This is a genomic window from Maribacter corallii, from assembly GCF_047345415.1.
GTDB lineage: Bacteria > Bacteroidota > Bacteroidia > Flavobacteriales > Flavobacteriaceae > Maribacter_C.
Window position 1 is genome coordinate 192480 of the sequence record NZ_JBLFEP010000006.1, and the last position, 25213, is coordinate 217692.

At 42.5% G+C, this 25213-nt stretch carries 21 protein-coding genes and 1 riboswitch; of the genes, 19 read left to right on the top strand and 2 right to left on the bottom strand.

All coding sequences use genetic code 11. From position 1 onward, the window contains the following. Window positions 1-3 precede the first annotated feature (3 nt). From ACKWCA_RS20670 to ACKWCA_RS20715, 10 genes are all read left to right on the top strand, one after another. Window positions 4-2094, top strand: coding sequence for a HEPN domain-containing protein (locus ACKWCA_RS20670; RefSeq protein ID WP_413980147.1), 2091 nt, complete (start codon window positions 4-6; stop codon window positions 2092-2094). After that, window positions 2087-2854 carry a uroporphyrinogen-III C-methyltransferase gene (cobA, locus tag ACKWCA_RS20675; RefSeq protein WP_413980148.1) on the top strand — a complete coding sequence of 256 codons (768 nt, stop codon included), beginning with the start codon at window positions 2087-2089 and terminating at the stop codon, window positions 2852-2854. The genes ACKWCA_RS20670 and cobA overlap by 8 nt, the downstream gene beginning before the upstream one ends. Window positions 2855-2856: 2 nt before the next feature. Continuing rightward, complete coding sequence (locus ACKWCA_RS20680; RefSeq protein WP_413980149.1) at window positions 2857-3435, top strand: precorrin-2 dehydrogenase/sirohydrochlorin ferrochelatase family protein; 579 nt, start codon at window positions 2857-2859, stop codon at window positions 3433-3435. Between the two features lie 95 nt (window positions 3436-3530). Then, a complete protein-coding gene (locus tag ACKWCA_RS20685; RefSeq protein ID WP_413980150.1) occupies window positions 3531-4592 on the top strand; it encodes an NAD(P)/FAD-dependent oxidoreductase in 1062 nt (353 codons plus the stop codon). A gap of 149 nt (window positions 4593-4741) precedes the next feature. Beyond that, a riboswitch (SAM riboswitch) is annotated at window positions 4742-4852 on the top strand. Window positions 4853-4969: 117 nt separating this feature from the next. Continuing rightward, on the top strand, window positions 4970-5974 hold the full coding sequence (locus tag ACKWCA_RS20690) for a homocysteine S-methyltransferase family protein (protein WP_413980151.1): 1005 nt from the start codon (window positions 4970-4972) through the stop codon (window positions 5972-5974). Beyond that, window positions 5975-8662 (top strand): methionine synthase, encoded by a 2688-nt coding sequence (metH, locus tag ACKWCA_RS20695; RefSeq protein WP_413980152.1) that lies wholly within the window; start codon window positions 5975-5977, stop codon window positions 8660-8662. A gap of 108 nt (window positions 8663-8770) precedes the next feature. After that, complete coding sequence (metF, locus tag ACKWCA_RS20700; protein ID WP_413980153.1) at window positions 8771-9724, top strand: methylenetetrahydrofolate reductase [NAD(P)H]; 954 nt, start codon at window positions 8771-8773, stop codon at window positions 9722-9724. 64 nt (window positions 9725-9788) lie between these two features. Further along, window positions 9789-10880 carry an acyloxyacyl hydrolase gene (locus ACKWCA_RS20705; RefSeq protein WP_413980154.1) on the top strand — a complete coding sequence of 364 codons (1092 nt, stop codon included), beginning with the start codon at window positions 9789-9791 and terminating at the stop codon, window positions 10878-10880. Window positions 10881-10882: 2 nt separating this feature from the next. Beyond that, the gene (locus ACKWCA_RS20710) at window positions 10883-11686 is read left to right on the top strand and encodes a head GIN domain-containing protein (RefSeq protein WP_413980155.1); all 804 of its coding nucleotides are present in this window, start codon (window positions 10883-10885) and stop codon (window positions 11684-11686) included. A 30-nt stretch (window positions 11687-11716) separates the two neighbouring features. Then, complete coding sequence (locus tag ACKWCA_RS20715) at window positions 11717-12853, top strand: serine hydrolase domain-containing protein (RefSeq protein ID WP_413980156.1); 1137 nt, start codon at window positions 11717-11719, stop codon at window positions 12851-12853. 105 nt (window positions 12854-12958) lie between these two features. Here the strand turns inward: ACKWCA_RS20715 and ACKWCA_RS20720 are convergent, their stop codons facing one another. Next, the gene (locus tag ACKWCA_RS20720) at window positions 12959-13603 is read right to left on the bottom strand and encodes a hypothetical protein (RefSeq protein ID WP_413980157.1); all 645 of its coding nucleotides are present in this window, start codon (window positions 13601-13603) and stop codon (window positions 12959-12961) included. A gap of 145 nt (window positions 13604-13748) precedes the next feature. Between ACKWCA_RS20720 and ACKWCA_RS20725 the strand changes: the two genes are divergently transcribed. After that, the gene (locus ACKWCA_RS20725) at window positions 13749-14258 is read left to right on the top strand and encodes a hypothetical protein (protein ID WP_413980158.1); all 510 of its coding nucleotides are present in this window, start codon (window positions 13749-13751) and stop codon (window positions 14256-14258) included. On the opposite strand, the gene ACKWCA_RS20730 is transcribed toward ACKWCA_RS20725, so the two are convergent. Next, window positions 14255-14572 (bottom strand): hypothetical protein, encoded by a 318-nt coding sequence (locus ACKWCA_RS20730; RefSeq protein WP_413980159.1) that lies wholly within the window; start codon window positions 14570-14572, stop codon window positions 14255-14257. The two genes, ACKWCA_RS20725 and ACKWCA_RS20730, sit on opposite strands and share 4 nt — an antisense overlap. A 396-nt stretch (window positions 14573-14968) precedes the next feature. On the opposite strand from ACKWCA_RS20730, the gene ACKWCA_RS20735 reads away from it, so the two are divergent. The 8 genes from ACKWCA_RS20735 to ACKWCA_RS20770 all read left to right on the top strand — a co-directional run bounded on the left by ACKWCA_RS20735 (window position 14969) and on the right by ACKWCA_RS20770 (window position 25205). Next, window positions 14969-16045 carry an amidohydrolase family protein gene (locus tag ACKWCA_RS20735; RefSeq protein WP_413980160.1) on the top strand — a complete coding sequence of 359 codons (1077 nt, stop codon included), beginning with the start codon at window positions 14969-14971 and terminating at the stop codon, window positions 16043-16045. A 59-nt stretch (window positions 16046-16104) separates the two neighbouring features. Then, window positions 16105-17070, top strand: a complete 966-nt coding sequence (locus ACKWCA_RS20740; protein ID WP_413980161.1) for a helix-turn-helix domain-containing protein — start codon at window positions 16105-16107, stop codon at window positions 17068-17070. Between the two features lie 83 nt (window positions 17071-17153). After that, window positions 17154-20375 (top strand): DUF2723 domain-containing protein, encoded by a 3222-nt coding sequence (locus ACKWCA_RS20745; RefSeq protein WP_413980162.1) that lies wholly within the window; start codon window positions 17154-17156, stop codon window positions 20373-20375. A gap of 61 nt (window positions 20376-20436) precedes the next feature. Beyond that, complete coding sequence (locus ACKWCA_RS20750; protein ID WP_413980163.1) at window positions 20437-20898, top strand: hypothetical protein; 462 nt, start codon at window positions 20437-20439, stop codon at window positions 20896-20898. A 75-nt stretch (window positions 20899-20973) separates the two neighbouring features. After that, a complete protein-coding gene (locus tag ACKWCA_RS20755; protein WP_413980164.1) occupies window positions 20974-22476 on the top strand; it encodes a M20/M25/M40 family metallo-hydrolase in 1503 nt (500 codons plus the stop codon). Between the two features lie 53 nt (window positions 22477-22529). After that, window positions 22530-23021 (top strand): hypothetical protein, encoded by a 492-nt coding sequence (locus tag ACKWCA_RS20760; RefSeq protein WP_413980165.1) that lies wholly within the window; start codon window positions 22530-22532, stop codon window positions 23019-23021. A 214-nt stretch (window positions 23022-23235) separates the two neighbouring features. After that, window positions 23236-24063, top strand: a complete 828-nt coding sequence (locus tag ACKWCA_RS20765; RefSeq protein ID WP_413980166.1) for a prephenate dehydratase — start codon at window positions 23236-23238, stop codon at window positions 24061-24063. After that, window positions 24060-25205: a pyridoxal phosphate-dependent aminotransferase gene (locus ACKWCA_RS20770; protein ID WP_413980167.1), complete on the top strand. Its 1146-nt coding sequence runs from the start codon at window positions 24060-24062 to the stop codon at window positions 25203-25205. The genes ACKWCA_RS20765 and ACKWCA_RS20770 overlap by 4 nt, the downstream gene beginning before the upstream one ends. Window positions 25206-25213 lie beyond the last annotated feature (8 nt).

Sequence of the window (25213 nt, forward strand, 5' to 3'; positions counted from 1 at the left end):
GAAATGCAGAGTTTTAGAACAGAAATAGAAAATCCTGTAATCGAGAAAGACATTCTCGAATTGGAACGCAAAATAAATGAGTTTCATAATGGCAAGCTTGATGAAGAGAAGTTTAGAAGTCTTCGGTTAGCCAGAGGAGTGTATGGCCAGCGACAGCAGGGGGTACAAATGATTCGAATCAAACTGCCCTATGGTAAAGTTACCTCCAAGCAGTTACATCGAATCGCCGATGTGTCAGATGAATACTCCACTGGTCGCTTGCACATTACCACGCGACAAGATCTTCAGATTCACTATGTAGACCTGAATAGAACCCCTGAGCTGTGGTCGGAGCTTGAAAAAGATGAAGTCACATTGCGAGAGGCTTGTGGGAACACCGTGCGAAATGTAACGGCAAGTGAAACGGCAGGGATTGACGTTGACGAACCCTTCGATGTATCACCATATGCGCATGCGTTATTCACTTATTTTCTTCGTAATCCGATAAGTCAGGAAATGGGTAGAAAATTCAAGGTTTCCTTTTCGGCAAGCGACGCGGATACCGGATTGTCATATATGCACGATTTAGGCTTCATTGCCAAGATAAAGAATGGTATTAGGGGATTCAAAGTCATGTTAGGGGGTGGTTTAGGTTCACAGCCGCGACATGCCGATGTGCTTTTCGAGTTTCTCCCATCGGAGAAAATCATACCCTTAATGGACGGTGTCATCCGCGTATTCGATCGCTATGGCGAACGAAAGAGTAGGGCGAAGGCGCGAATGAAATTCTTGTTGAAGGATGTAGGTCTAGAAGGATTCAAATCGCTTTTGGAAGAAGAGCAAAAAGCCGTGCCTTATAAAGTATTTCCTATTGATGCCTCAAGTTACCCGGAGATAAAAGTGGCGACCGCAACTGTGCCTCCGGTCGAAATTGAAGACAAAGAAAGTTACGAAACATGGAAATCGACCAATCTGGTCCCACAAAAACAGCCAGGTTATGTCGCTATTGGGATTAAAGTATTGTTAGGCGATTTTTATACGGATAAGGCCAGGATATTGGCCGATTTAGTTCAGAACTATGCTGCCGGGGAAATTCGATTGTCCTTACGTCAGAACATATTGATTCCTTTTGTCCGAGAAGAGCAGGTTCCTTTTTTCTATACGGAGCTAAAAAAACTTGGGTTTGTAGAGGCGGGCTATAATAAAGCATTGGATATCACCGCTTGTCCGGGTACCGACACCTGTAATTTGGGGATTGCCAGTAGTACCGGAATCGCAGAAGAGTTGGAGCGGATTATCAAAGCCGAATATCCACAATACATCAGTAATTCGGATGTGGTCATTAAGATAAGTGGATGCATGAATGCCTGTGGTCAGCACAATATGGCGAACATTGGTTTTCAAGGTATGAGCATACGCACTAAGGATAAATTGGTGGCACCCGCCCTGCAGGTATTATTAGGTGGTGGGAATATTGGAGATGGGCAAGGTCGTTTTGCAGATAAAGTGGTCAAAGTGCCAAGCAAAAGAGGACCAGAAGCATTACGCTTGATCTTAAATGATTTTGATGCTAATGGAAATGGACGTACGTATGCGGATTATTACTTGGAAAAAGGCGAGCACTATTTCTATGATTTTCTCAAACCGCTGACCGATATCGACACCTTGACACCACTTGATTTTATTGATTGGGGAACGGAAAAGCGCTATGAAAAGGCTATCGGTATTGGCGAATGTGCCGGGGTGGTGATCGACCTAATCGCTACCTTACTTCTTGAAAGCAAGGAAAAAATAGAAAAAGCGAAAGAGAGTCTAGATGAAGGTAAATGGGCAGCTAGTATCTACCATTCCTATTCCTCCATGGTGAATTCGGCCAAAGCCCTACTGACAGCTGAAAAGACGAAGGTGAATACCCATGCCAGCATCATCAAGGATTTTGACACGAAGTTTGTTGAATCAGGACGGATAATCGTTTCAGGAGGATTTGAAGCGCTGGTGCTACAATTGAATAAAAACGAGCCCACTAAAGAATTTGCAACAGCTTACTTGCAAGAGACTAGCGTCTTTTTACAAAAAGTAGAGACTTTTCGGGAAAAAGAACTGGCATATGTATAAAGAACCCAAATTAACGGTGGTGGGCGCTGGCCCTGGAGATGTTGAACTGATTACCGTAAAGGCCATTTATGCCCTGCGGGCTGCAGAGGTAGTTTTATATGATGCACTTGTCGATCCTGAATTGCTGTGTTTCGCTCCTGACGCCGAACATATATTTGTTGGAAAACGAAAAGGATGTTATGCCTATCAGCAAGGGCAAATCAATGAACTCATTGTGAGTCGTGCCAAAAGTCATGGTCATGTTGTGCGCCTTAAAGGAGGCGACCCTTTTGTATTTGGACGGGGAGCCGAGGAGATGGAATATGCAGTTGCTCACGGAATTGAAGTCGCCATGGTACCGGGCATCTCATCGTGTTTATCCGTTCCCGGGTCCCAAAATATACCTGTCACCAAAAGGGGCGCTTCAGAAAGCCTTTGGGTCATCACCGGAACCACAAAGGAACACAGATTATCGAACGACATTCGCCTAGCGGCCAAGTCAACGGCCACGGTCGTGATATTGATGGGTATGTCGAAACTTTCCCAGATCGTAGACCTCTTCGTGAAAGAAGGCAAGTCTCATACGCCGATAGCTATCATACAGAATGGGACAAGGGAAAATGAGAAAGTAGGAGTGGGTACGATTGACTCCATTGAGCAGGAAGTGGATCGCCAAGGGCTCGCCAATCCCGCAATTATTATTATCGGGGAAGTAGTGCGCCATCGCGAACGGATTTTCGAAATACAACGGCAATATGGTCAAACCGAATTAGTACACTGAAAATGGAACGAAATAACCTGTATCCCATTTTTTTGAAAACTGCAAACCTTCATGTTTTGATTGTAGGAGGAGGAAATGTGGCCGAAGAGAAATTGACCTTTTTAACGAAGTCGAGTCCAGACGCCAAGGTCACCATGGTATCTCCCATGTTTCGAGAGGCTACCAAAAAATTGGCTCAGCTGTACGATGTTGAAATGATTACCGATACCTATTATGCGAAATATTTGATGGGTGCCCATATGGTTGTTGCAACCACAGACGTACCGGAAGTGAATATTCAGGTGTATCATGATTGCCGGTCTTTAGACAAACTGGTAAATGTAGCCGACAATCCTCCCTATTGTGATTTTTATATGGGTGGTATCGTGACCAAAGGCAATGTCAAAATAGCGATTTCCACCAATGGGAAATCACCAACAACAGCTAAACGGCTTCGTCAGTTCTTTGAAGAGGTGATTCCGGAAGATATCGATCAAATGGTAAAAAATCTCAATGTCTATAGAAAAACCCTAAAAGGTGATTTTGAACAAAAAGTAGTAAAAATGAATGAAATCACGCAAAAATTAGTCGAAAGAGTATAAAAGACGTTAGTATTCCGGACAAACCGTTAGGGTCGTCAGCGCAATCGATAGCAATTTTCACCCTACTAATTCAAATATTATAATACGTAAATAAAATGATAAAAACAGATATACTCATCATCGGAGCCGGCCCTACAGGCCTCTTTACGGTTTTTGAAGCCGGACTTTTAAAATTGAAATGCCATCTAATAGATGCTTTGCCACAACCTGGCGGACAATGTTCCGAAATCTATCCGAAGAAGCCGATTTACGATATACCGGCATTCCCGGAAATTTTGGCAGGGGATTTAGTATCCAATCTGATGGAGCAAATTAAACCTTTTGAAGCGGGTTTCACCTTGGGTGAAAGAGCTGAAACGTTGGATAAGCAAGAAGATGGCTCTTATATCGTGACAACGAATAAGGGCACTCAACACCATGCCCCGGTAGTTGTTATTGCTGGCGGATTAGGTTCTTTTGAGCCTAGAAAACCACCCATTGAAAATATACAGGAATTCGAGGATAAAGGGGTGGCCTATATTATCAAAGACCCGGAAGTGTATCGTGATAAAAAAGTGGTGATTGCCGGAGGTGGCGATTCTGCTCTGGATTGGGCAATCTATTTGACCGATGTAGCAGCCGAGGTTTCCCTCGTCCACAGGAGAAATGAATTCCGTGGCGCCTTGGATTCGGTTGAAAAGGCCTCTGAACTGGCGAAGCTGGGAAAAATAAAACTATTCACCGAAGCAGAGGTGAAAAAAATATACGGGGATGAACAGGTTGAGGCAGTGGTTATAAAGCACAATGATTCAAGTAGAGGAGAGACCTATTTGGAAGTAGATAACTTCATCCCCTTGTTTGGTTTATCCCCAAAACTTGGCCCCCTTGGTACCTGGGGACTCGAAATCGAGAAGAATGCGATTCGCGTGAACAATGCAAAGGATTATCAGACCAATCTTCCCGGGGTATTTGCAATAGGTGATGTGAACACCTACGAAGGAAAGTTGAAATTAATCCTTTCCGGTTTTCATGAGGCCGCTGTGATGTGTCAATATGCCTATCAAATTATAAATCCAGGGAAGCGATTTGTTATGAAATATACCACTGTTGGTGGAGTCGAAGGTTTTGACGGCACCAAGAAGGAAGCCAAAAAAGAAGTGGTGCAGAGTATTGCCTAAAAAGTTTGCTATGACCGTGAATTAGCGATAGCCTCCGATCGATTATCGATCGGAGGTTTTTTTGTCCTGGAAGTATAAAAAACACGGGTTTTCTTGCTTTTGAATTTACTGTGCCGTTTCTTTGTCCTTAGTTCATTAATACATTGAAAACGTTATCAAGAAAGGTGGAGGGATTAGACCCTATGAAGCCTTAGCAACCCTTTAACTTTAAAGAAGGTGCTACGTTCTATCTTACCCTGGCCCGAAGCTTTCGGATGCGCAGGACCAGTTCTAAATCGATTGGTTATTAAGACAGATAACAAAAGAACAGACAGGCCGTCTACACTTTTCCTTACTTGATATTTTATTCGACCAATTTTAATTTTGGTCATTTGTTTATGGTAACGATCAAAGACGTATTACAAAAAAAAATTCTAGTGCTTGATGGCGCAATGGGTACCATGCTACAGCGCTATAAGTTCAAAGAAGAAGATTTTCGAGGGGAACGTTTCGCTGCATGGGAACACCCCCTTCAAGGGAACAATGATCTCTTGTCCTTAACACAGCCTGAAGCTATTGCGGAAGTACATCGAAAGTATTTTCAGGCCGGGGCCGACATTATAGAGACGAATACTTTTTCTGGAACCACAATCGCCATGGCCGATTACCATATGGAGGATTTGGTTTATGAACTGAATTATGAATCGGCGCGAATCGCAAAAAAGGTAGCGGACGAATTCACTAGAAAAGAACCGCATAAGCCGAGATTCGTGGCGGGTAGTATGGGTCCCACGAATAAAACCGCCAGTATGTCGCCCGACGTGAACGATCCTGGATATCGCGCCGTATCTTTTGACGAATTGCGAATTGCCTATAAGCAACAGGCGGAAGCACTTCTCGATGGGGGATCTGACCTTTTGTTGTTAGAGACCATTTTTGATACCTTGAATGCGAAGGCGGCACTTTTTGCCATAGAGGAAATTAAGGAAGAACGTAAAATCGATATTCCTATCATGGTCAGTGGTACCATAACGGATGCGTCTGGCCGAACCTTGTCAGGGCAAACAGCAGAGGCCTTTCTCATATCGATTTCCCATATTCCCATTTTATCGGTAGGTTTTAATTGCGCTTTAGGGGCAAGTCAATTGGTGCCTCATTTAGAGGTCCTGTCCAATAAAACCGAGCATGCCGTTTCTGCACATCCGAATGCCGGTTTGCCCAACGCCTTTGGGGAATATGACGAAACCCCGGAGCAAATGGCACAACAAATCAAAGAATACCTTGAAAAAGGTTTGGTAAATATTGTCGGTGGCTGTTGTGGCACTACGCCAGAGCATATTTCGGCAATTGCCGAGCTGGTGAAACAGCATGAGCCTAGGACATTGATAACTCAAAACGTTTAGATGACTGAAGCCAAGCCAAGATATTTGAAATTGAGTGGCTTAGAGCCCTTGGTAGTAACTCCCGAAAGCAATTTTGTCAATGTTGGGGAACGCACTAACGTGGCAGGTTCTAAAAAATTCCTGCGCTTGATTAAGGAAAACAAGTTCGAGGAAGCACTCGATGTGGCCCGTCATCAGGTAGAAGGTGGCGCCCAGATTATCGATATCAATATGGATGACGGCCTCATAGATGGTAAGGAGGCCATGGTGAGGTTTTTAAACCTGGTCATCGCTGAGCCTGATATCGCCCGTGTGCCCATTATGATCGACAGTTCAAAGTGGGAAATTATCGAGGCAGGCCTGCAGGTGGTTCAAGGAAAATGCGTTGTAAATTCCATTAGCCTGAAAGAAGGGGAAGAAGAGTTTGTACATCATGCCAAACTGATCAAGAGATATGGTGCCGCCGTTATCGTTATGGCCTTTGATGAAGTCGGACAGGCCGATAACTACGACCGGCGTATAGAGATTTCAAAACGTTCGTATGATATTTTAGTGAACAAGGTTGGGCTGCCCCCTGAGGATCTTATTTTCGACCTGAATATTTTTCCGGTGGCCACCGGAATGGACGAACACAAACGAAATGCCATTGACTTTATCGAAGCAACCCGATGGGTTCGCAAAAACCTTCCCCATTGTAGCGTCAGCGGTGGTGTGAGTAATGTTTCCTTTTCATTTCGAGGAAACAACCCTGTGCGAGAGGCCATGCATTCCGTATTCCTGTATCATGCCATAAAAGCAGGGATGAATATGGGTATTGTCAATCCGGCACTATTGGAAGTCTATGACGATATACCCAAAGACCTATTGGAGCATGTGGAAGATGTAATGCTCGATAGAAGGGAAGACGCTACGGAACGTTTATTGGATTTTGCCGAATCAGTTGTAGGTAAAGCAAGAGAAAGTAAGATCGATCTGTCATGGCGTGAAGAACCCTTGCAAAATAGAATCACTAGGGCTCTGGTCAAAGGGATCGATCAATATATTGAAACTGATGTAGAAGAGGCGAGGCAGGCGTGCGCTAAACCTATTGAGGTCATTGAAGGGCATTTAATGACCGGAATGAATGTGGTAGGCGACCTGTTCGGGAGTGGAAAGATGTTTTTGCCTCAAGTGGTGAAGTCCGCTAGGGTCATGAAAAAGGCGGTCGCTTATTTATTGCCCTATATCGAAGAGGAAAAATTATTGAACCCTCAGCAAGGAGATTCCACCAACGCGGGAAAGATATTGATGGCCACGGTAAAAGGAGATGTACACGATATTGGAAAAAATATCGTGAGCGTCGTATTGGCCTGTAATAATTATGAGATTGTCGATTTAGGAGTCATGGTTCCTCCGGAGAAAATTATACAGACCGCTATTGACGAAAGTGTGGATATCATCGGTCTTAGTGGTCTGATCACGCCTTCCCTCGATGAGATGGTGCATTTGGCCAAGGAAATGGAACGGAAGAACTTCACGATCCCCTTATTGATTGGGGGAGCGACGACCAGTAAGGCCCATACAGCGGTAAAAATAGACCCACAGTATGGTCAGGCTGTGGTACATGTAAATGATGCCTCAAGAGCGGTCACTGTGGTAGGCGATCTATTACAAAAAGAGAGCTCTGGCAGGTATAAAAAGGCAATCAAGGAGGATTATCATCTGTTTCGCGATAAATTCTTGAAACGCGCTGTTCAAAAAGAGTTCAAAACCCTTGAAAGTGCGCGGGCCAATAAGTTTAAAATCGATTGGGACGAAACTACCATCGTTAAACCCAAACAACTGGGAATTCAGGTCATCGAAGAGCTAGCCTTGGAAAAATTGGTTCCCTATATCGACTGGACCCCTTTCTTTCGAAGTTGGGAGCTTCATGGAAAATACCCGGATATCTTAACGGATGATATAGTTGGGGAACAAGCTACTCAGCTTTTTGCCGATGCGCAGCAAATGCTGGATACGGTCTTAAGGGAAAAACAATTGAAAGCTAAGGGTATTTTCGGTCTTTTTCCTGCCAATACGATCAACGATGATGATATTGAAGTAGCTGCGGACGAACGGTATGTCTTTAGAACATTGCGTCAACAACTAAAACGTAGGGAAGGCGTGCCTGATCATGCATTGGCAGACTTCATCGCGCCTAAAGAGAGTGGCCAACAAGATTATATTGGATGTTTTTGTGTTTCCACGGGCTTTGGTACGGCGGATTTGGCGAAGGCCTATGAGGAGCAATTAGACGACTACAGTTCTATACTGATCAAAGCTTTGGCTGATCGCTTAGCGGAGGCCTTTGCAGAGTATTTACACCATGCAGTGAGAACTGAACATTGGGGATATGCTGCCAACGAGCATTTGACCAATGAAGAATTGATCAATGAGTCCTATAAAGGTATCCGACCGGCGCCAGGGTATCCTGCATGTCCAGATCATTTAGAAAAATTGACCATATGGGATATTCTTGGGGTAGCGGATAAGATAGGAGTGAAGCTGACGGAAAGCTTGGCGATGTGGCCGGCTGCATCAGTATCCGGATACTATTTTGCGAATCCGGAGGCGCGCTATTTTGGGCTTGGAAAAATAAAGGAAGATCAGGTGCAAGACTTCGCCGATCGCAAAGGCATTGCTGTTGAGAAGGCGAGGCAATGGTTGGCACCTAACATTTCGGAGGATTGAACGAGATTTGAAGTGCGTTGCTGAAGGTGCTTCCAAGATGACTTGAATTGCGCATAGTTGAATGAAGAGATTCCCGTGAAGCGGGAGTAATAAAAGTATAGGTTGTTTATGAAAGTAACGGATCATATAAAGGAAGCAGAAGGGAAAACACTTTTCTCCTTCGAGATCATTCCCCCTGTAAAAGGACGGAATATTCAAGAACTCTATGACAATATAAACCCCTTGATGGAATTCAAACCTCCATTTATCGATGTAACCACATCTCGGGAAGAATATGTGTATATCGATCGAGACGGATTACTTGACAAAAAATTGACCCGCATGCGGCCGGGTACCGTTGGCATCTGCGCATCGATAAAGCATAAATATGATGTAGATACCGTGCCGCATGTGCTCTGTGGTGGTTTTACCAAAGAAGAAACAGAGTACCTACTGGTCGATTGTCACTATTTGGGTATTGATAACGTCATGGCCCTGCGCGGTGATGCCATGCGTGAAGAGAAGTATTTTGAACCTACCAAAGGGGGGCATGACTATGCGATTGGTTTGGTCGAACAAATTCAGCATCTTAATTGCGGCAAGTATCTGCATGAAGTAATCGAAACGGACGCTTGTTCCGACTTTTGTATTGGGGTGGCCGGCTATCCCGAAAAACACTTAGAGGCCCCGTCCCTAAAAACGGATTTGAAACGCTTGAAGGAAAAAGTGGATTCGGGCGCGGATTATGTGGTGACACAAATGTTTTTCGATAACCAAAAGTATTTTGATTTCGTTGATGCGGCAAGGGGCATAGGAATCAATGTGCCTATCATACCGGGAATCAAACCGATTGCGGTGAAACGTCATTTGAACCTACTACCGCAGGTTTTTAAAATCGATTTGCCCGAAGATTTAGTGGATGCGGTCGAAAAGTGTAAAGACAACAAAACGGTACGTCAGGTCGGAGTTGAATGGTGTGTGCAACAATCCAAAGAGCTCTTGGCGGCCGGAGTGCCTGTATTGCATTACTATTCCATGGGTAAATCGGATAATATTAGGGCAATTGCAAAGGAATTGTTCTAGGCCTTTCAGAGAAAATCGATTGGAATCGAAAACATGACATTTTATCTGGTTAACTTTGCACCCCATGAATCAAAAAGTTCTCCTTTGCTTCCTTTTTACGGTGGTGCTTGGTTTTTCTCAAGATAAAGAGGAGCAATCGTATACCCTAGAGGCCAGCCCCTTTTACGGCAGTGTCATCTTGCATAATCCTGATATCAACCATTTGATTACCGAACATCCGTCCGGAATTATTTTGGGTTTTAACCGCAAGACGTTCGGAAATGAAGAATGGCAACAATGGTATAACTATCCAGATTTGGGGGCTTCCTTTATTTACCAAGATATGGTCAATCCGACGCTAGGTAAGAATATCGGATTGTATGCTCACTTTAACTTTTACTTCTTTAAACGAAATCTGCAGCTCCGTATAGGCCAGGGAATGGCCTATACGACCAATCCATATGATAAGAATACCAATTTTAGAAATAATGCTTACGGCTCGACCTTACTGAGTTCTACGTATTTAATGTTGAACTTTCAGAAAGAGAACATCATTAAGAATCTTGGTATTAAGGCCGGTATTTCGGTCATTCACTATTCCAATGCAAATGTCAAAGCTCCGAATACTTCGACGAATACGTTGGCCTTTAATGCAGGGTTGGTATATAGTATAAATCAAGAAGAAGAGGTCTATATCCGACGCGAAAAAGAAAAGATAACAGAACCCATTCGCTATACGGTAGCGCTCCGAGGAGGAGTGAATGAAAGTGATGTAATTAATTCCGGTCAATATGGCTTTGCGGTTTTTTCGGGGTTTGTTGACAAACGGTTGGGGAGGAAGAGTGCCATACAATTGGGTGCCGATATCTTTTTTTCGAACTTCTTAAAAGAGTTGATTCGGTTTCAATCGATTTCCTTTCCGGAGAATGAGATTGCTGCGGATACCGATTTCAAACGTGTGGGGGTCTTCATAGGCCATGAATTGTTCATCAATAAATTAAGTGTCACTAGTCAGCTCGGATATTATGTGTACTACCCCTTTGATTTTGAAGGAAAAGTGTACAATAGAATGGGGTTGAAACGCTATTTTGGGAATCGCTGGTTTGGCGAAATCTCACTCAAATCACATGGTGCGGCTGCCGAAGCCGTCGAATTTGGAATAGGGATTAGATTATGATCATGAACAGCACGCAAAAAAAACAGTTTAAGAGAACTTTAGGACGAAACGCTCTTCCATTCTGCCTATTGTACCTGCTGATCTTCATAAACCAGGGATGTAATTCCAACTCGGCCTCTGATTGTTTTCAAAACGCCGGGGAAATTGTTAGGGATGAGGTTGTGGTTGCTGGTTTCTCACAAATCACGGTTTTCGAAAATGTGCGATTGATCGTAGCGGAAGGCGTTGAACATAAAGTTGAGGTGGAAACGGGATCGTTTCTCAGAAATGAGGTCAGTATCACGGTAGAGGGAAGTCGATTGCTCTTACGTGACACCAATGATTGTAATTATGTTCGAGACTATGGAATCACCACGGTTTACGTTACCGCACCTGAGCTTACTGAGATAAGAAGCAGTACCGGCTTGCCTATTAGAAGCGAGGGTGTTTTGAACTATGCAGATTTGACGTTGATTTCGGAAAGTTTTTTAAACCCGGAAAGTGAAACCACTGATGGTGAATTCGATTTGGATTTGAATGTGGAGAATCTGGCCCTTATTGTAAACGGAATTACCTATTTTAAGCTAAGGGGTTCGGCGATGGATTTCAACGTTCAGATAGCAGCCGGGGATTCTCGTATCGAGGCTGAAAATCTTATCGCAGAGCGAGTTTCCATAGACCATCGCGGAACCAATGATCTGTTCGTAAATCCGCAACAGTCTTTACGCGGGGTTATTCGAGGTACGGGTGACGTGATTAGCAGTAACCGACCCCCGGAAGTTGAAATTGAAACACTTTTCAATGGTAAACTGATATTTAAAAATTAATCCATGGCAACCCAATAACTTGTATACGGTGTGAACCCCATTCTCAAGTATATCAAAGACATATTACGCAAGAAACGTGTAGTAGGTAATGACCAGCAGCTTACTGGTTTGGTCAAGGCGGATATGTTGCTTCAAGAACTGGTTGACATGAAAAAAGTGCCCGGTATTTCGGTTACCGTGATGCGCAATGGGGAAAAGTTGTTGCAAAAGGGCTACGGCTATGCAAATATAGAAAACGGAATTCCCATGGACCCCGGGGAAACAATCTGTAGAATAGCCAGTATATCAAAGAATATAGCAGCAATCGCTTTGGCACATATGGTCAAGGATGGTATGATTTCCCTTGACGCTTCCTTTTACAAATACGTACCCTATTTCCCTAAAAAACAATGGGACTTTACCATTCGACAACTCGCCAGCCATACGGCAGGTATACGAGGATACCGAGGCTTGGAATACGGTTTGAACAAGCCCTACTCCATTCAAGAGAGTATTGCTATTTTTAAGGACGACGACCTGCTTTTCGAACCGGGTACGGATTATCTGTATACTAGTTTTGATTGGGTATTGATTTCATTGGCGATGCAGGAAGCAAGTGGGATTCCTTTTGAAGAGTATACCCGGGAAAAGGTTTTGCGCCCCCTCGATATGACAAAGACCTTGGCCCCTTCCAGAAAGAGAGAAGGGGAGGAAGAAACACTACATCTTGAAGACCGAAACCCAGGAACCAGTCGATCCAATACAGTTTTCCAAACTCGAGCAACTTACTATACTAAAAATCGCTTTGGTTTTCGAAAGGCAATACCTGTAAACAATCACTATAAACTGGCCGGAGGTGGATTTCTATCTACCTCTGGGGATATCGCAAAATTCGGCCAGGCTGTTTTAGATGAAAAAGCCTTGGATAAAGAGCATCTTGATGAATTTTTGACCTCCGAGACGGTCAAGCAGAACAAAACCTACTATGGACTCGGTTGGCAGGTGAGTGAGGATAAGCACGGAAGACCATACTACGGACATGTTGGAAATGGCGTTGGGGGGTATTCAAATCTATTCGTTTATCCGAGGGAGCAAATGGTTTTTGCGGCATTAATCAATTGTACGAACCCTGGTATACAAGACGAATTGAATATGGTACAAGACCGCCTACTTAAAATCGAGGGATAGTAAACGATCAAGCACATATTGCTTTTTAACAAAATTCTTTTATTTTAGCATTGAAGAATATTTAAAAAGTAATAAAAAGAGTACTGTAATAGTTCATTACACGTACTAATCAAAGCAAAAATATAGATCACCCGGAGTAATATTAGTTTTACTTAGATTGTAGATAAGAGGTTTGTCTAAAGAGTCGAAATAAAGCCCCCAGTATTTGGAGTAAGGGGAATCGTATTTTTGAGGTCTGACCGAATTGTTTTTAGTAAAAAGCTTTTTGGTCGTAGTATCCTCTAAGACTGGAATATGGATTTCATTGGGTGCTTGGCCCATTATTGTTGAATAGTACTCGTAATGATGAAGAAGGGCTTGAACGATGTATTCAAATTCTTCAACAATACTGTTCTGTTCAACGGAATAGATAGTGATCGAGGTGTTTTTAAAGTATATGGAAACTTCTTCGAAATCGAATGTGGGCGTAAGGGCTTGATTTAAGCCATATAGCGCATTTTGAAATTGTAGAATGGGCTTCGAAATATTGACTTTTTGGTCAGAATCATCAAAGGGCATTCGAATTAAGGAAATTATTTCAGGAAGACTGAAGCTGCAATCGACCTCTATGGCCAGGTTTACAAGTCCGTCAGAAGGCGGACAGATTACTACTTTAATGTCGGTTGAGAAAATCTGTTCTAAATTTCTTTCAAAATCTAGAATAATTTCAAGTTCACTTTGGGCAAGGGTGATTTTGGAATAATTTGTCATTTGCTAATATTTTTATAGTTTTCCTAGCATGACAATTTTTTACTAGCATGACAGTATTTAAAACTGTTGAGCTGTAAAAAATAATCAGATATTAGCAATTGGCATTCGCAAATTATAAAATATTTTTTACATAAAAAAATAGTTGATGATTTTAAATAGACTGAGAGACTATCTTCTACATCGCGATTTAAGCTTCAATAAGTTCGAAATGTCCTTAGGGGTAAGCCATGGAAGCATATCGAATGCCTGGAAACATCAAAGGAATATCGGCTCAAATGTCGTTGAAAAAATACTGAGCACCTATCCTGACATCAACGCCGAATGGCTACTTCGAGGTGAAGGGGAAATGTTGAATGCCGCGGCTAATTCAGCATCTGATTTTAAAATTTCAAAGGGAAGAACAGATGAAGAATTAATTGCACAGATACTGGCGTTTTTTGGTTTGCAAAGCCGCGAAGAACTAGTGGAGTATTTAGATAATTCTTCAAATTCTGACCGCTTAGGCCTCTATGAGCAAATGATTCTGCAAATATGGGAGAACAAATATGGAAAAGAACTTAAAGCAATCAAACTTCAATTAATGACCTTGTTTTCTGCCCATATGGATGAACAAATGACGTCTAAAGAGTCCGATACGGATGCTATGACGAGTTAAGGAATACGACTCATTCCCTCAACATAATCTAATTTGAACTGTATAAGGTCTAATAAAAATTGAATAGTGGCCTCATTACGTGTTTCATTGAACTCATCAAGAAATGCCTTCGTCCCTAATATAATTTGGCGGTAAGAAATAGTGTGTTCTTCAACGTTCTCATTTTGATGATAGAGACAATTGAAGTAAATGATCATATAGTTGAACCATTTCTTTTCATGAGTCAGCGAACGATACCGCTCCATTTCTTTGCTGAGGTCCTCAATACCTATATAGTCATCGATTTTTTGAATCAACGATTGTTGCAATTTCATTGAATATGGTTTATAGGTGACGACAAATACATCTAAATATAAAATATATTCTATTAAATAGCAACGTAAAATGGGCAATCTATCGGCGAATGTATGTACAGAATAAAACTTCGCTTCCTCCAAATTCTCAACCGTTATATTATTTGTATGGCCTATGCATGCAGAGGGGTAGTGAAAGAGAGGCTTGATATACAACGGATGACAGGTGTTGCCCCTAGTGTCATTTGTAATCAAAGTGCGCCAAAAAGTTCTGAACGTTGGACATTTTCTCTAGTGGTCCTTCGCTCGAGCTCATTTAGGAACGAAAACGATTTTGTTAACACTAATATTTATTTAAATTTTTGCGCGGATATTAGTACCTTATGAGGAATAATTTTCAGTATGACTTTGCGATCTTTGATACTAGTTTTAATCTGTTGTCTGTATGCTTGTCAGACAGCAAAAAAAGAGGGCGGGAGCAATGTATCCCCTGAATTAGTGCAGCAGTCGATCAAAAAGATCGATGTGCACGCGCACTTTAAATATTCTCGAGATTACCTTCTCGATTTTTTCAAAAAATGGAATATGCAAGCCGTTCTTGTTGATGTATCCATTGCCGATTCAGCAGGAGTCAATAGAAGTTGGAACGAGTATTTAGCGCATAGCGGTACCCAGCCTGATTTGTACTTTCTCTGTACCTCCCTAATCGGGGTTGACATTGATGCCACTGATTTTGCCGAGAAAGAGATCGAACGGTTAAAAAATGAAATCGAAGCAGGCGCATTGATGGTCAAGGTTTGGAAGAATTTTGGTATGGTCACCAAAGATGCCTCTGGAGAGTTCATTCAAATAGATGACGTTCGGTTGCAGCCCATATGGGAATTTTTAAAAGATAGAAACATTCCCGTAATGGCCCATATCGGAGAGCCTATCCAAGCATGGCGACCATTGAATGACAAGAACAATCCACATTACGGTTATTATTCGGAGCACCCCGAATACCATGCCTTCCAACACCCGGAGATACCATCCTACGAAACGATTATTAATGCTCGAGATCGATGGATTGAGAACAACCCCGAACTGAAAATCTTGGGCGCGCATTTAGGCAGTATGTCGCATGATGTAGAAATGGTGGCGCAACGTTTAGACCGCTTTCCTAATATGTATGTAGAGCCTGCAGCTCGTTTTGGTGATTTGGTAGGACAGGATTCCGAGAAGGTGAAGGCTTTTTTTATCGAATACCAAGATCGTATCCTGTTCGGAACGGACTATGGAAACTCGGTTGTCCAAGATGGAAAAAGTCCAAATGAATTGAAAAACGAAGTCCATGCCCTTGAGAAAGATTACGATCGTCTTTGGCGATATGTAAGTACCACTGATTCGATTTATGAGAGAGGACAAGAAAATGTTGGTTTAAAATTGCCCGAAAAAGTGTTGCATAAATTCTATTACCGGAATGCTATTGATTTTTTAGGGCTCGAAGCGGACTGAACTCAAAAAGTACTAGAGACGCGTCAGTTATTAAAAGCGATAGTGTAATGTGATGATATATGATTAAAAAAAGCCTGTTTTTTCTTTTATTTTTTTACAGTGTTGTGGTATGTGCCCAGGCGGCAATTTCTGGCCAAATCAATAGAAATGTTGAGGGCACTCCTGCCAAAGTACATTTGACCAAATTGAATATCGAACATATCAAGGATTTGAAATTTGCAAAGCCCGTAGCCTGGATGCTAACCAGGGAAGATGGTTCGTTCACTTTTGACCAAAAACACATTGCCGATAAAGATGCCGTGTATCATATTTATGTGAAACGGGTAGAAGAAGCATTAAACGATACGATTGCTGCCGGGGCTACCTTTATTTTATCCAAGTCGGATAAAATGATTTTCCAGAGAACTAAAGTTCCTTTCGCCGAATACACAACCACCAACGAAGCCGATAAAGAATGGAAAAGGTTATTGGCCTACGAGACGGAATTGTTACAATCGAAATTGGACCAAGATAACGAGGAGCAACAGTTAAAGGGTTATGCGAAAGACTCTCTCCGCATTTTGATGGTAAAATTGATAGGAATCAAGCAATTGGAAGAAAAGGGACTCCTTGAACAGGATATCACCAAAAATTCAGCTTTTTATCTCGCGCTTCTTTCCGAACTTAAAGAAAGCGAAATGCCCAAAGAAAACTATCTGTTTCTTGAAAAGCGTCTGGCGTTTTTAACACAGGGTACGATAGAAAAAAAATACGCCTGGAGCAAGATGGTGAATTACATATTGGGAGTCTTGGTGCTGGGGCTCGCAGGTTTTCTGATAGTTCGCCGAAAAAGTGCACCTATACCCGTCGCACTCAGCAGGCAGGAACAGAATATTCAAAAATTAATTGTTGAAGGAAAAACCAATAAGGAAATAGCAAATGAGCTTTATATCAGCATTAGTACCGTAAAAACCCATATCACCAATATCTACCAAAAGCTAAAAGTCGCCAACCGTCAGGAATTGGTGCGGAAAATGCGAAATTAGTACGGGTACTAGTGCCTATTTCCCACTACTTAAAATACGTTTTTAAACTATTCTGAAAGTCCTTTGTTATAAAGTACTTTTAGATGTCAACAAACCACTTTAACAGATGGAACCGTATGTTGGGCTGGGCGCTCTTTGGTATTGCGCTTGTGGTATATGCCCTTACGGTTGAACCGACCGTAAGTTTTTGGGATGCCGGTGAGTATATCGCTACCTCGGCCAAATTGCAGATTGCCCATCCGCCGGGGGCTCCTCTTTTACAGATGATAGGTGCGTTCTTCGCGCTCTTTGCCTATGATAAATCGCAGATTGCACTCATGGTCAACTATGTTTCAGTGGTCTCAAGCGCTTTTACCATTCTTTTTCTTTTTTGGTCGATTACCCATTTGCTACAACAACTGGTCTTCAAGATCAAAAGGCCTACTAGGGAAAACCACATCGCCATTTTAGGTAGTGCAAGCATCGGTGCTTTGACCTATACCTTTTCAGATAGTTTTTGGTTTAATGCAACCGAGACCGAAGTATATGCTACAGCAAGTTTCATTATGGCCCTATTGCTTTGGTTGGGACTCAAATGGACGGATGACCAACATTCCGTACGAAGGAATAAATGGCTACTGCTTATCTCATTTGTCGTCGGGTTGACCTTTGGTGTTCAGTTTATGGGGTTTTTAGCAATCCCTTCTATTGTATTGCTCTACTATTTCAAGAGCTATAGGCCCACGGTCAAAAATTTTATTCTCGCCAATCTCTTGGCAATCGGCGTGCTGATGTTGGTGTTCAAATTTGCGCTGACCTACGTGCTTCAACTGTTCGGTTGGTGCGAGGTTGTGTTGGTGAATTCTTTCGGGTTGCCTTTTAATTCAGGTACTGTACTCATGGGATTTTTGTTGGTCGCCCTCTTCTATTTTGGCCTGCGATATACAAGGAGACGTAAATATATGGCAGCCCATACGATACTTCTTTCCATACTTTTTTTGGTCTTGGGATTTTCATCATGGCTATTGCTTCCCATTCGGGCCAGTGCCAAAACCGTGATCAATGAAAATGACCCTTCTGATGCCCGTTCCTTGTTGGCATACTACAATAGGGAACAATATCCTGCTACCGATAGCCCCTTTTACGGAGCCTACTATTCAGCTGCGTTTGCATCGGACCATCCGGATAAGGACGATAGACCAAAATATGAGAGAAACGAGCGACTGGGCAAATATGTCATCGTAAATGACTTTGAAGGAGCACTCCGAGGATCCTCTGAAGAGCACAAAGGGTGGTTGCCACGCATGTGGAGTGAGCAAAATGCAGAGAATTACATGCGGTATTATGGGGTGCTCGATTTCACCATTAAACCCAAGTATAAAAATAATCAAGACCTAAAGAATACGGTAAACTTGATAAGACAGCAGCACGCTAAGGGTGAGATAGGGATAACCGAGTATATAACCTTTCTTAATGAAGCGAGCGACTACATCGAAGTGCGCCCTCCCACCCTAGGTCAGAATATCAAGTACATGCTTCATTTTCAGTTGGGTTATATGTATTGGAGGTATTTCATGTGGAATTTCACCGGTAGACAGAATGATGAACAGGGGCGTTTTGACGACAATGGGGCTTGGCTTTCTGGAATAGTACCTATAGATAACCTGCATTTGGGAAGTCAAGAAGATCTACCCGAGGAGGTATTGCGGAACAAAGGTCGAAACACTTATTATTTCTTACCGCTGCTCTTAGGCCTTGTCGGTTTGGTTTTTCAATTTCGAAGTGATTGGAAACAGTTTTGGGTACTATTGGTTTTCTTTTTATTTACGGGCCTTGCCATTCAGTTTTATACCAACCCACCAATATTTCAACCACGAGAACGTGATTATTCCTTGGTAGGGTCTTTCTATGTTTTTTCAATTTGGATTGGCTTCGGAGCGTATGGTTTAATCAACCTGTTAAGAAAAAAGATACGATCAGCATACGTAGGGCCGATGGTTCTTTTGATTTGTTTGTTGATAGTGCCCTTGCGTATGGCCGAACAAAATTGGGATGACCATGATCGCAGCAACCGGTATACGGCTTTGGCAATGGCCAAAGCTTATCTCGATTCTACGAAAAAGAATGCAGGGTCTATTCTGTTTACGATAGGTGACATAGATACCTATCCCCTTTGGTATGTTCAAGACATAGAGGGGTATCGAACGGATACCAGAGTGGTGGTTACCACGTATTTCGGAACAGATTGGTTTATTGACCAGATGAAACGTCGGGCCTATGAGAGTGCGCCTATTCCCTCGCAACTCGATCACGATCTGTACCGATACGGGTCTAGGGATATCATCTACTATGCGCCGATAACCGATAACCGTTGGGCTATAAAGGACTTTATGAAATGGGTGGCGAGCGATGTCCCAAGAACAAAAGTCAAGAATCTTTTGCAAGAACAAGGCCGTGACTTAAATGGGTATTCCGATAGCTATCTCGAGGCCGTGTATTATCCCACCTATAAAATAAGGCTGCCGGTCAACAAAAAAAAGGTACTAAAGACCGGATTGGTGAAGGTAGAAGATGCGGATCAAATAGTCGACTTTATAGACATCGACTTACCACAATCGGGTATCGGTAAAGCAAGTCTTATGATGCTCGACATTATTGCTAACAATGATTGGGAACGGCCGATTTACTTTTCAGGCGGAAGCTTTGACGAAAAGGAATACATCTGGATGAGCGATTTTTTACAACTGGATGGATTAGCGTACAAATTGGTACCCATTAAAACCAAGACCGAATCTATTTTCGACAAGGGAAGGATAGATAGTGAACTGATGTTTGAAATCATCAATACATGGGATTGGGGAAATTCCGGTGACGCTGACATCTATCATGATCCGCAAACGAGAAAGCAGTGGGGCGTATCCTATCGTATTGTCTTGGCACGACTACTGGAAACCTTATTGGAGGAAAACGAAATTGAAAAGGCAAAATCCATCATCAAATTGGTTCGGAAACACATTCCGATAGAACATTATGGCTATCATACTTTTGTGGAGCCTTTTTTGGATGGCTCTTTCAAAGTAGGAGAAACTAAAGAAGCTAGAGCCATGTTTGCGACATTGAAGAAAGTGTATGTGGATCGATTGAACTATTACCGCAAACGGCCAATCGATGAGAAGTACGAACGGTTGGAAACATTGATAAGTGATTTACAGTCTTACAGAAGGTTGATCGATATTTTGGTGAAGAATGGCCAAAACGCTCAAGCGGAAAAGGAGGAAAATCATTTTAACAACTATCTTAAAGAGTTTCAATATATGTTAGAGTAAGGTTAATTCTATTTTCTTGTTTAAGAATAATTGATTATCTTTAAACAAAAAAATAATGATAATGAAAAAGATAGTTTTCAGCATGCTGTTTCTTTTAATGGGTGCTACTGCTTTACAGGCACAGGAAATAACTTCTTTTCCAGGGATGTGGGGGGAATCTTTTTACCAAGATAAGACTAAGCTCTCCTGGAAAGAGATAGACGCGATAATGAAAGAAAGCCAGGCGGCGGAAATGCATTGGCAAAAATCGAAAAAACAAGCACTCGGAGGACTTGTTTTCGGTGCGGCTAATTTTGGATCTGCCATATGGCTCTTATCTAACCTCGATAAGAATGAACCGCTAACAGGTCCGGCCATTGCTGTCGCTGGAACAGGTCTTATCGGTTCTATCTTTTTTCATTCTTCAATGAAGAACAAGAAAAAAGCTATATTGGAATATAATGACTCCTTAGATAAAAAAACATCATACCGTTTGGTTCCTACAAGTAACCAAAACGGTTTTGGTCTGGCTTTGAAGTTCTAGTGTCGTCCCTTATCGATTACTAGTTTTTTGCTAAAAGGATAAGTACTATTTTAGTAGGTATAGAATACTACACCTATGAAATACCTTGTCCTTTTTACTTTTCTCCCCATTTTAGTGATGGCCCAGAATAAGTCAGCTCAACTAGATGACCTATCAAATCGTTATGCAGAATGTTCTTTTCCGCTATTGAAAGAGCTGTTGAGCATTCCTAATGATGCCTTTTATCCTGATGATATTGAAAAAAACGTAACATGGTGTGAAACCGAGTTCGGTATGAGGGGGTTTGCCACAAATAGAATTGCGACTAAAGGGGCTCCTTTAGTACTTGCCGAACGTACGCATAAGAGCGCAAAGAAGACCGTATTGATTTACCTGCAAATCGATGGGCAGCCTGTAGATAGTACACGATGGTTTCAAGAAAGTCCGTATACGCCTACCCTGAAAAAGAAAGGTCAAGATGGCGATTGGGAATCCATTCCCTGGAATCGAATTACGAATTATGAAGATGACTGGCGGGTCTTTGCTCGGTCAGCAAGCGATGCCAAGGGACCGGTGGCTATGTTTTTAGCAGCTTTGGATGCCGCCGCCGAGGCTAGCATTCGGCCCAATTATAATATTAAGGTCATTATGGATTTTGAGGAGGAGTTGGGTTCTCCACATCTGCCACAAGCCGTAATTGACAATGCTTCGCTTTTGGAGTCGGATATGTTGATTATTTTCGATGGCCCGCGTCACATCACGAATAAGCCCACTTTGACCTTTGGCGCTAGGGGAATTGCCACTGCGACCTTGACCACCTATGGACCGGTAGTGCCTCAGCACAGCGGTCATTTCGGAAATTATGCTCCGAATCCGGCACTTCGATTGTCCAAACTCCTCGCTTCTATGAAAGATGATAGTGGGCGTGTGATCATTCCTGGTTTTTATGATGGAATCCGAATAGATGAGGATACGGAAAAAATCCTAAGGGCCGTGCCCGATAATGAGAATCAGATCAAGAATAGACTGCAGATAGTGGAAGCCGATGGAGTGGGAAACTATTATCAGGAAGCCATTCAATACCCTTCTTTAAACATTAGGGGAATGCAATCGGGCTGGATCAATGAAAAAGTACGCACCATTATACCGGGTTGGGCAAGGGCGGAAATCGATGTGCGGCTCGTGTTGGAATCCAACCCGAAACGACTGCTGAATTTGATAAAATCGCATGTGCAAGACCAAGGATATGTTGTAATCGATACCGAACCTACCAAAGAAGAACGGTTGAAACACCACAAAATAGCAACCCTTACCACTGAAATCTCCTATCAATCGTTCCGGACAGATTTTGACTCCGAAGTCGGACTATGGTTGAGGAGTGCCCTGGGAAAGGCGTTTGGCGAAGAACCGATCATGATTCGGATGAGTGGTGGGTCGATACCGATTTCCCCTTTTGTAAGTACCTTGGGTATCCCCGCGGTAACGGTTCCTACCGTAAATCGTGATAATAACCAGCATAGTCCGAATGAAAACATTAGGCTGGGCAACTATCGGGAAGGTATCAAGACCATGATCGCTATTTTGAAAGAGAAGTTATGACTTCCGACACAATTGTTTAGTGCGGGTTTCGTTCTATTTCGAAATATCCAAGTATGAAAATTCTTAAGACCCAGCTACTACTGATTTTACTCGTGTTGTATGCTCCAAAAGTGATGGCGCAGGAAATTACGATGTTCTCAGGCTTCTGGGCTCCTGAGTACTATCAAGACGATAAGAAGATAAACAAGAAAGAACTGGAAGCCCTGTTTATCAAAAATGACGAAGTACAATTACAATGGAAAAAGGCAAAGACACAGGAAACAGTGGCCGGAATTGCAACTTTGGCCGAGCTTGGCCTTTTGGTTTGGGCCTATTCCGAAATCTTGGACGATCGCCGACCCAAAAACGAAAGGGCAGAAAGAGCTTTGGGTCCATTGGTAGGGTCACTGGGATCGCTAGTAATCGGGGTGATTTACTTAACTAAGGCAAACCGGTCTAAAAAGAATGCTATTCTTACCTACAACAGGCAATTCGATAAACAGACTTCTTTTTATATCACTCCTGTAGGGAATCAAAATGGTCTGGGACTGGCTTTGAAATTTTGACGGGGATTGAAAAAAAATCAAAGGAAAATAGAAATTCTAAATTAAATCATTACATTAGCCTAAGTTTAAGTGTATCATGATACAGCAATATTTTTTTAACGGTTACTTTTTTTACTTCTTTAAAAGAGGTGAGGGACTGTTATAATATATTGCAACAAGATATAGTATGGAAGTCCCGCAAAAGCGGGACTTTTTTCGTTGATAGTTTGCTAGAATGGGTTTAAAAATTGCAATACAGGGTATCAAAGGGTCTAACCATCATCAGGTGGCGCTAGACTATTTTGGTGCTGATATAGAATTAGTGGAATGTTTGTCTTTTCATCAGTTGGTAGATGAGCTTCTTGAAGGTAGAGCAGACAAGGGAATTATGGCCCTCGAAAATTCGATAGCCGGTTCGATTATACCCAATTATGCATTGGTAGATGACAATGGTCTACACATTATTGGGGAACACTATTTGAACATTCATCACCATCTGATGGTTCTGAAAGGGCAAAGTGTGAATGATATTGAAGAAGTGCGATCACACCCTATGGCGCTGTTGCAATGTCGCGAATATTTAAAGACCAAGCCCCATATTAAAATGGTCGAGGATGTGGACACAGCGGAGACCGCCAAGCAAATAAAGAAACACAATTTAAAGGGTATTGCGGCAATCGCACCTTCAGTTGCCGCCGAATTGTACGATTTGAACATCGTAGCATCCGACATACAGACCATTAAGAATAACTCCACGCGATTTATCATTGTAAAGACAAAAAACAAGGAGATTGCCAAGACGGAAATCAACAAGGCTTCCGTACGGTTTAAAACCGATCATAAACGCGGAAGTTTGGCCGCTATACTTAATGTTATGAGCGATTGCAATTTGAACCTGACCAAGATTCAAAGCTTGCCCATTATTGAGACACCTTGGAAATATGCTTTTTTTGTTGATGTGACCTTTCAAGGCTATGACAATTTTGAAAAGGCAAAATCATTGTTGAACATCATGTCGGAAGACTTCAAAGTATTGGGTGAATATAAAAATGGGAGGCTATGATAGAAACGGCCGATAGGTTAAAAACGGTTCAAGAATACTACTTCTCAAAAAAACTTAGGGAGGTACGGGGTCTTGTCGCTGAAGGTAGATCGATTATCAATATGGGTATTGGCAGCCCGGATCTTGCCCCCTCGGATGAGGTGATCGATACAGTAAAAAATGCCGTGACCGATGCGGGCGCCCATCAATATCAGAGTTATCAAGGCCTGCCGGCTTTAAGAACGGCCATTGCCGATTTTTATCGATTAAAGTTCGATGTGAGGGTCGACCCTATGAACGAAGTATTGCCTTTAATGGGATCAAAAGAGGGTATTATGCATATCAGCATGGCCTTTTTGAATCCTGGAGACGAGGCGCTGATTCCGAATCCCGGATATCCGACCTACAATGCTGTGACGAAGTTGGTGGGGGGCGTAGGCAGAAATTATGATTTGATGGAAAATCGCAATTGGTTTCCTGACCTAGGGGCACTCGAAAAAGAAGATCTTTCAAAAGTAAAGTTGATGTGGGTAAGCTATCCACATATGCCAACGGGCGCGACTGCTACGAAGCAGCAGCTCGAACAACTTGTTAATTTTGCAAAGAGGAAGAATATTCTACTGGTCAACGATAATCCGTACAGTTTTGTTTTAAGTCGAAACCCAACAAGTATTCTGAACATTGTTGGGGCAAAAGATGTCGCATTGGAACTGAATTCACTAAGTAAGACCTTTAATATGGCCGGTTGGCGTGTGGGCATGGTGCTCGGTAAGGCAGAACACATTCAATCGATACTTAAAGTGAAAAGCAATATGGATTCCGGAATGTTCTATGGCATTCAAAAAGGAGCCATTGCAGCCCTCAGAAGTGGTAAAGAGTGGTTTGATCGTCTCGATGAGGTGTATTCGTCTCGAAGAAAATTGATGTTCCAACTGGCCGATAAATTAGGTTGCTCTTATGATACCAATGCCGTCGGAATGTTTGTATGGGCGAAATTGCCTGCTGGAAGCAAACCCTCCGAAGCATTCATTGACGATGTGCTGTACGATAAGAACATATTTATTGCGCCGGGAACCATTTTCGGGAGTAACGGCGAGGGGTATATCCGATTTTCCTTATGTGTCACTGAAGAAAAGATTGAAGAAGCTATAAAAAGATTTTAGATAGCGCA

Bases quoted from the DNA above. Each gene is read 5' to 3' on its own strand.
- ACKWCA_RS20670 (WP_413980147.1), top strand. From the start codon at position 4: ATGCAGAGTTTTAGAACAGAAATAGAAAATCCTGTAATCGAGAAAGAC.
- cobA (WP_413980148.1), top strand. From the start codon at position 2,087: ATGTATAAAGAACCCAAATTAACGGTGGTGGGCGCTGGCCCTGGAGAT.
- ACKWCA_RS20680 (WP_413980149.1), top strand. From the start codon at position 2,857: ATGGAACGAAATAACCTGTATCCCATTTTTTTGAAAACTGCAAACCTT.
- ACKWCA_RS20685 (WP_413980150.1), top strand. From the start codon at position 3,531: ATGATAAAAACAGATATACTCATCATCGGAGCCGGCCCTACAGGCCTC.
- ACKWCA_RS20690 (WP_413980151.1), top strand. From the start codon at position 4,970: ATGGTAACGATCAAAGACGTATTACAAAAAAAAATTCTAGTGCTTGAT.
- metH (WP_413980152.1), top strand. From the start codon at position 5,975: ATGACTGAAGCCAAGCCAAGATATTTGAAATTGAGTGGCTTAGAGCCC.
- metF (WP_413980153.1), top strand. From the start codon at position 8,771: ATGAAAGTAACGGATCATATAAAGGAAGCAGAAGGGAAAACACTTTTC.
- ACKWCA_RS20705 (WP_413980154.1), top strand. From the start codon at position 9,789: ATGAATCAAAAAGTTCTCCTTTGCTTCCTTTTTACGGTGGTGCTTGGT.
- ACKWCA_RS20710 (WP_413980155.1), top strand. From the start codon at position 10,883: ATGAACAGCACGCAAAAAAAACAGTTTAAGAGAACTTTAGGACGAAAC.
- ACKWCA_RS20720 (WP_413980157.1), bottom strand. From the start codon at position 13,603: ATGACAAATTATTCCAAAATCACCCTTGCCCAAAGTGAACTTGAAATT.
- ACKWCA_RS20725 (WP_413980158.1), top strand. From the start codon at position 13,749: ATGATTTTAAATAGACTGAGAGACTATCTTCTACATCGCGATTTAAGC.
- ACKWCA_RS20730 (WP_413980159.1), bottom strand. From the start codon at position 14,572: ATGAAATTGCAACAATCGTTGATTCAAAAAATCGATGACTATATAGGT.
- ACKWCA_RS20740 (WP_413980161.1), top strand. From the start codon at position 16,105: ATGATTAAAAAAAGCCTGTTTTTTCTTTTATTTTTTTACAGTGTTGTG.
- ACKWCA_RS20745 (WP_413980162.1), top strand. From the start codon at position 17,154: ATGTCAACAAACCACTTTAACAGATGGAACCGTATGTTGGGCTGGGCG.
- ACKWCA_RS20750 (WP_413980163.1), top strand. From the start codon at position 20,437: ATGAAAAAGATAGTTTTCAGCATGCTGTTTCTTTTAATGGGTGCTACT.
- ACKWCA_RS20755 (WP_413980164.1), top strand. From the start codon at position 20,974: ATGAAATACCTTGTCCTTTTTACTTTTCTCCCCATTTTAGTGATGGCC.
- ACKWCA_RS20760 (WP_413980165.1), top strand. From the start codon at position 22,530: ATGAAAATTCTTAAGACCCAGCTACTACTGATTTTACTCGTGTTGTAT.
- ACKWCA_RS20765 (WP_413980166.1), top strand. From the start codon at position 23,236: ATGGGTTTAAAAATTGCAATACAGGGTATCAAAGGGTCTAACCATCAT.
- ACKWCA_RS20770 (WP_413980167.1), top strand. From the start codon at position 24,060: ATGATAGAAACGGCCGATAGGTTAAAAACGGTTCAAGAATACTACTTC.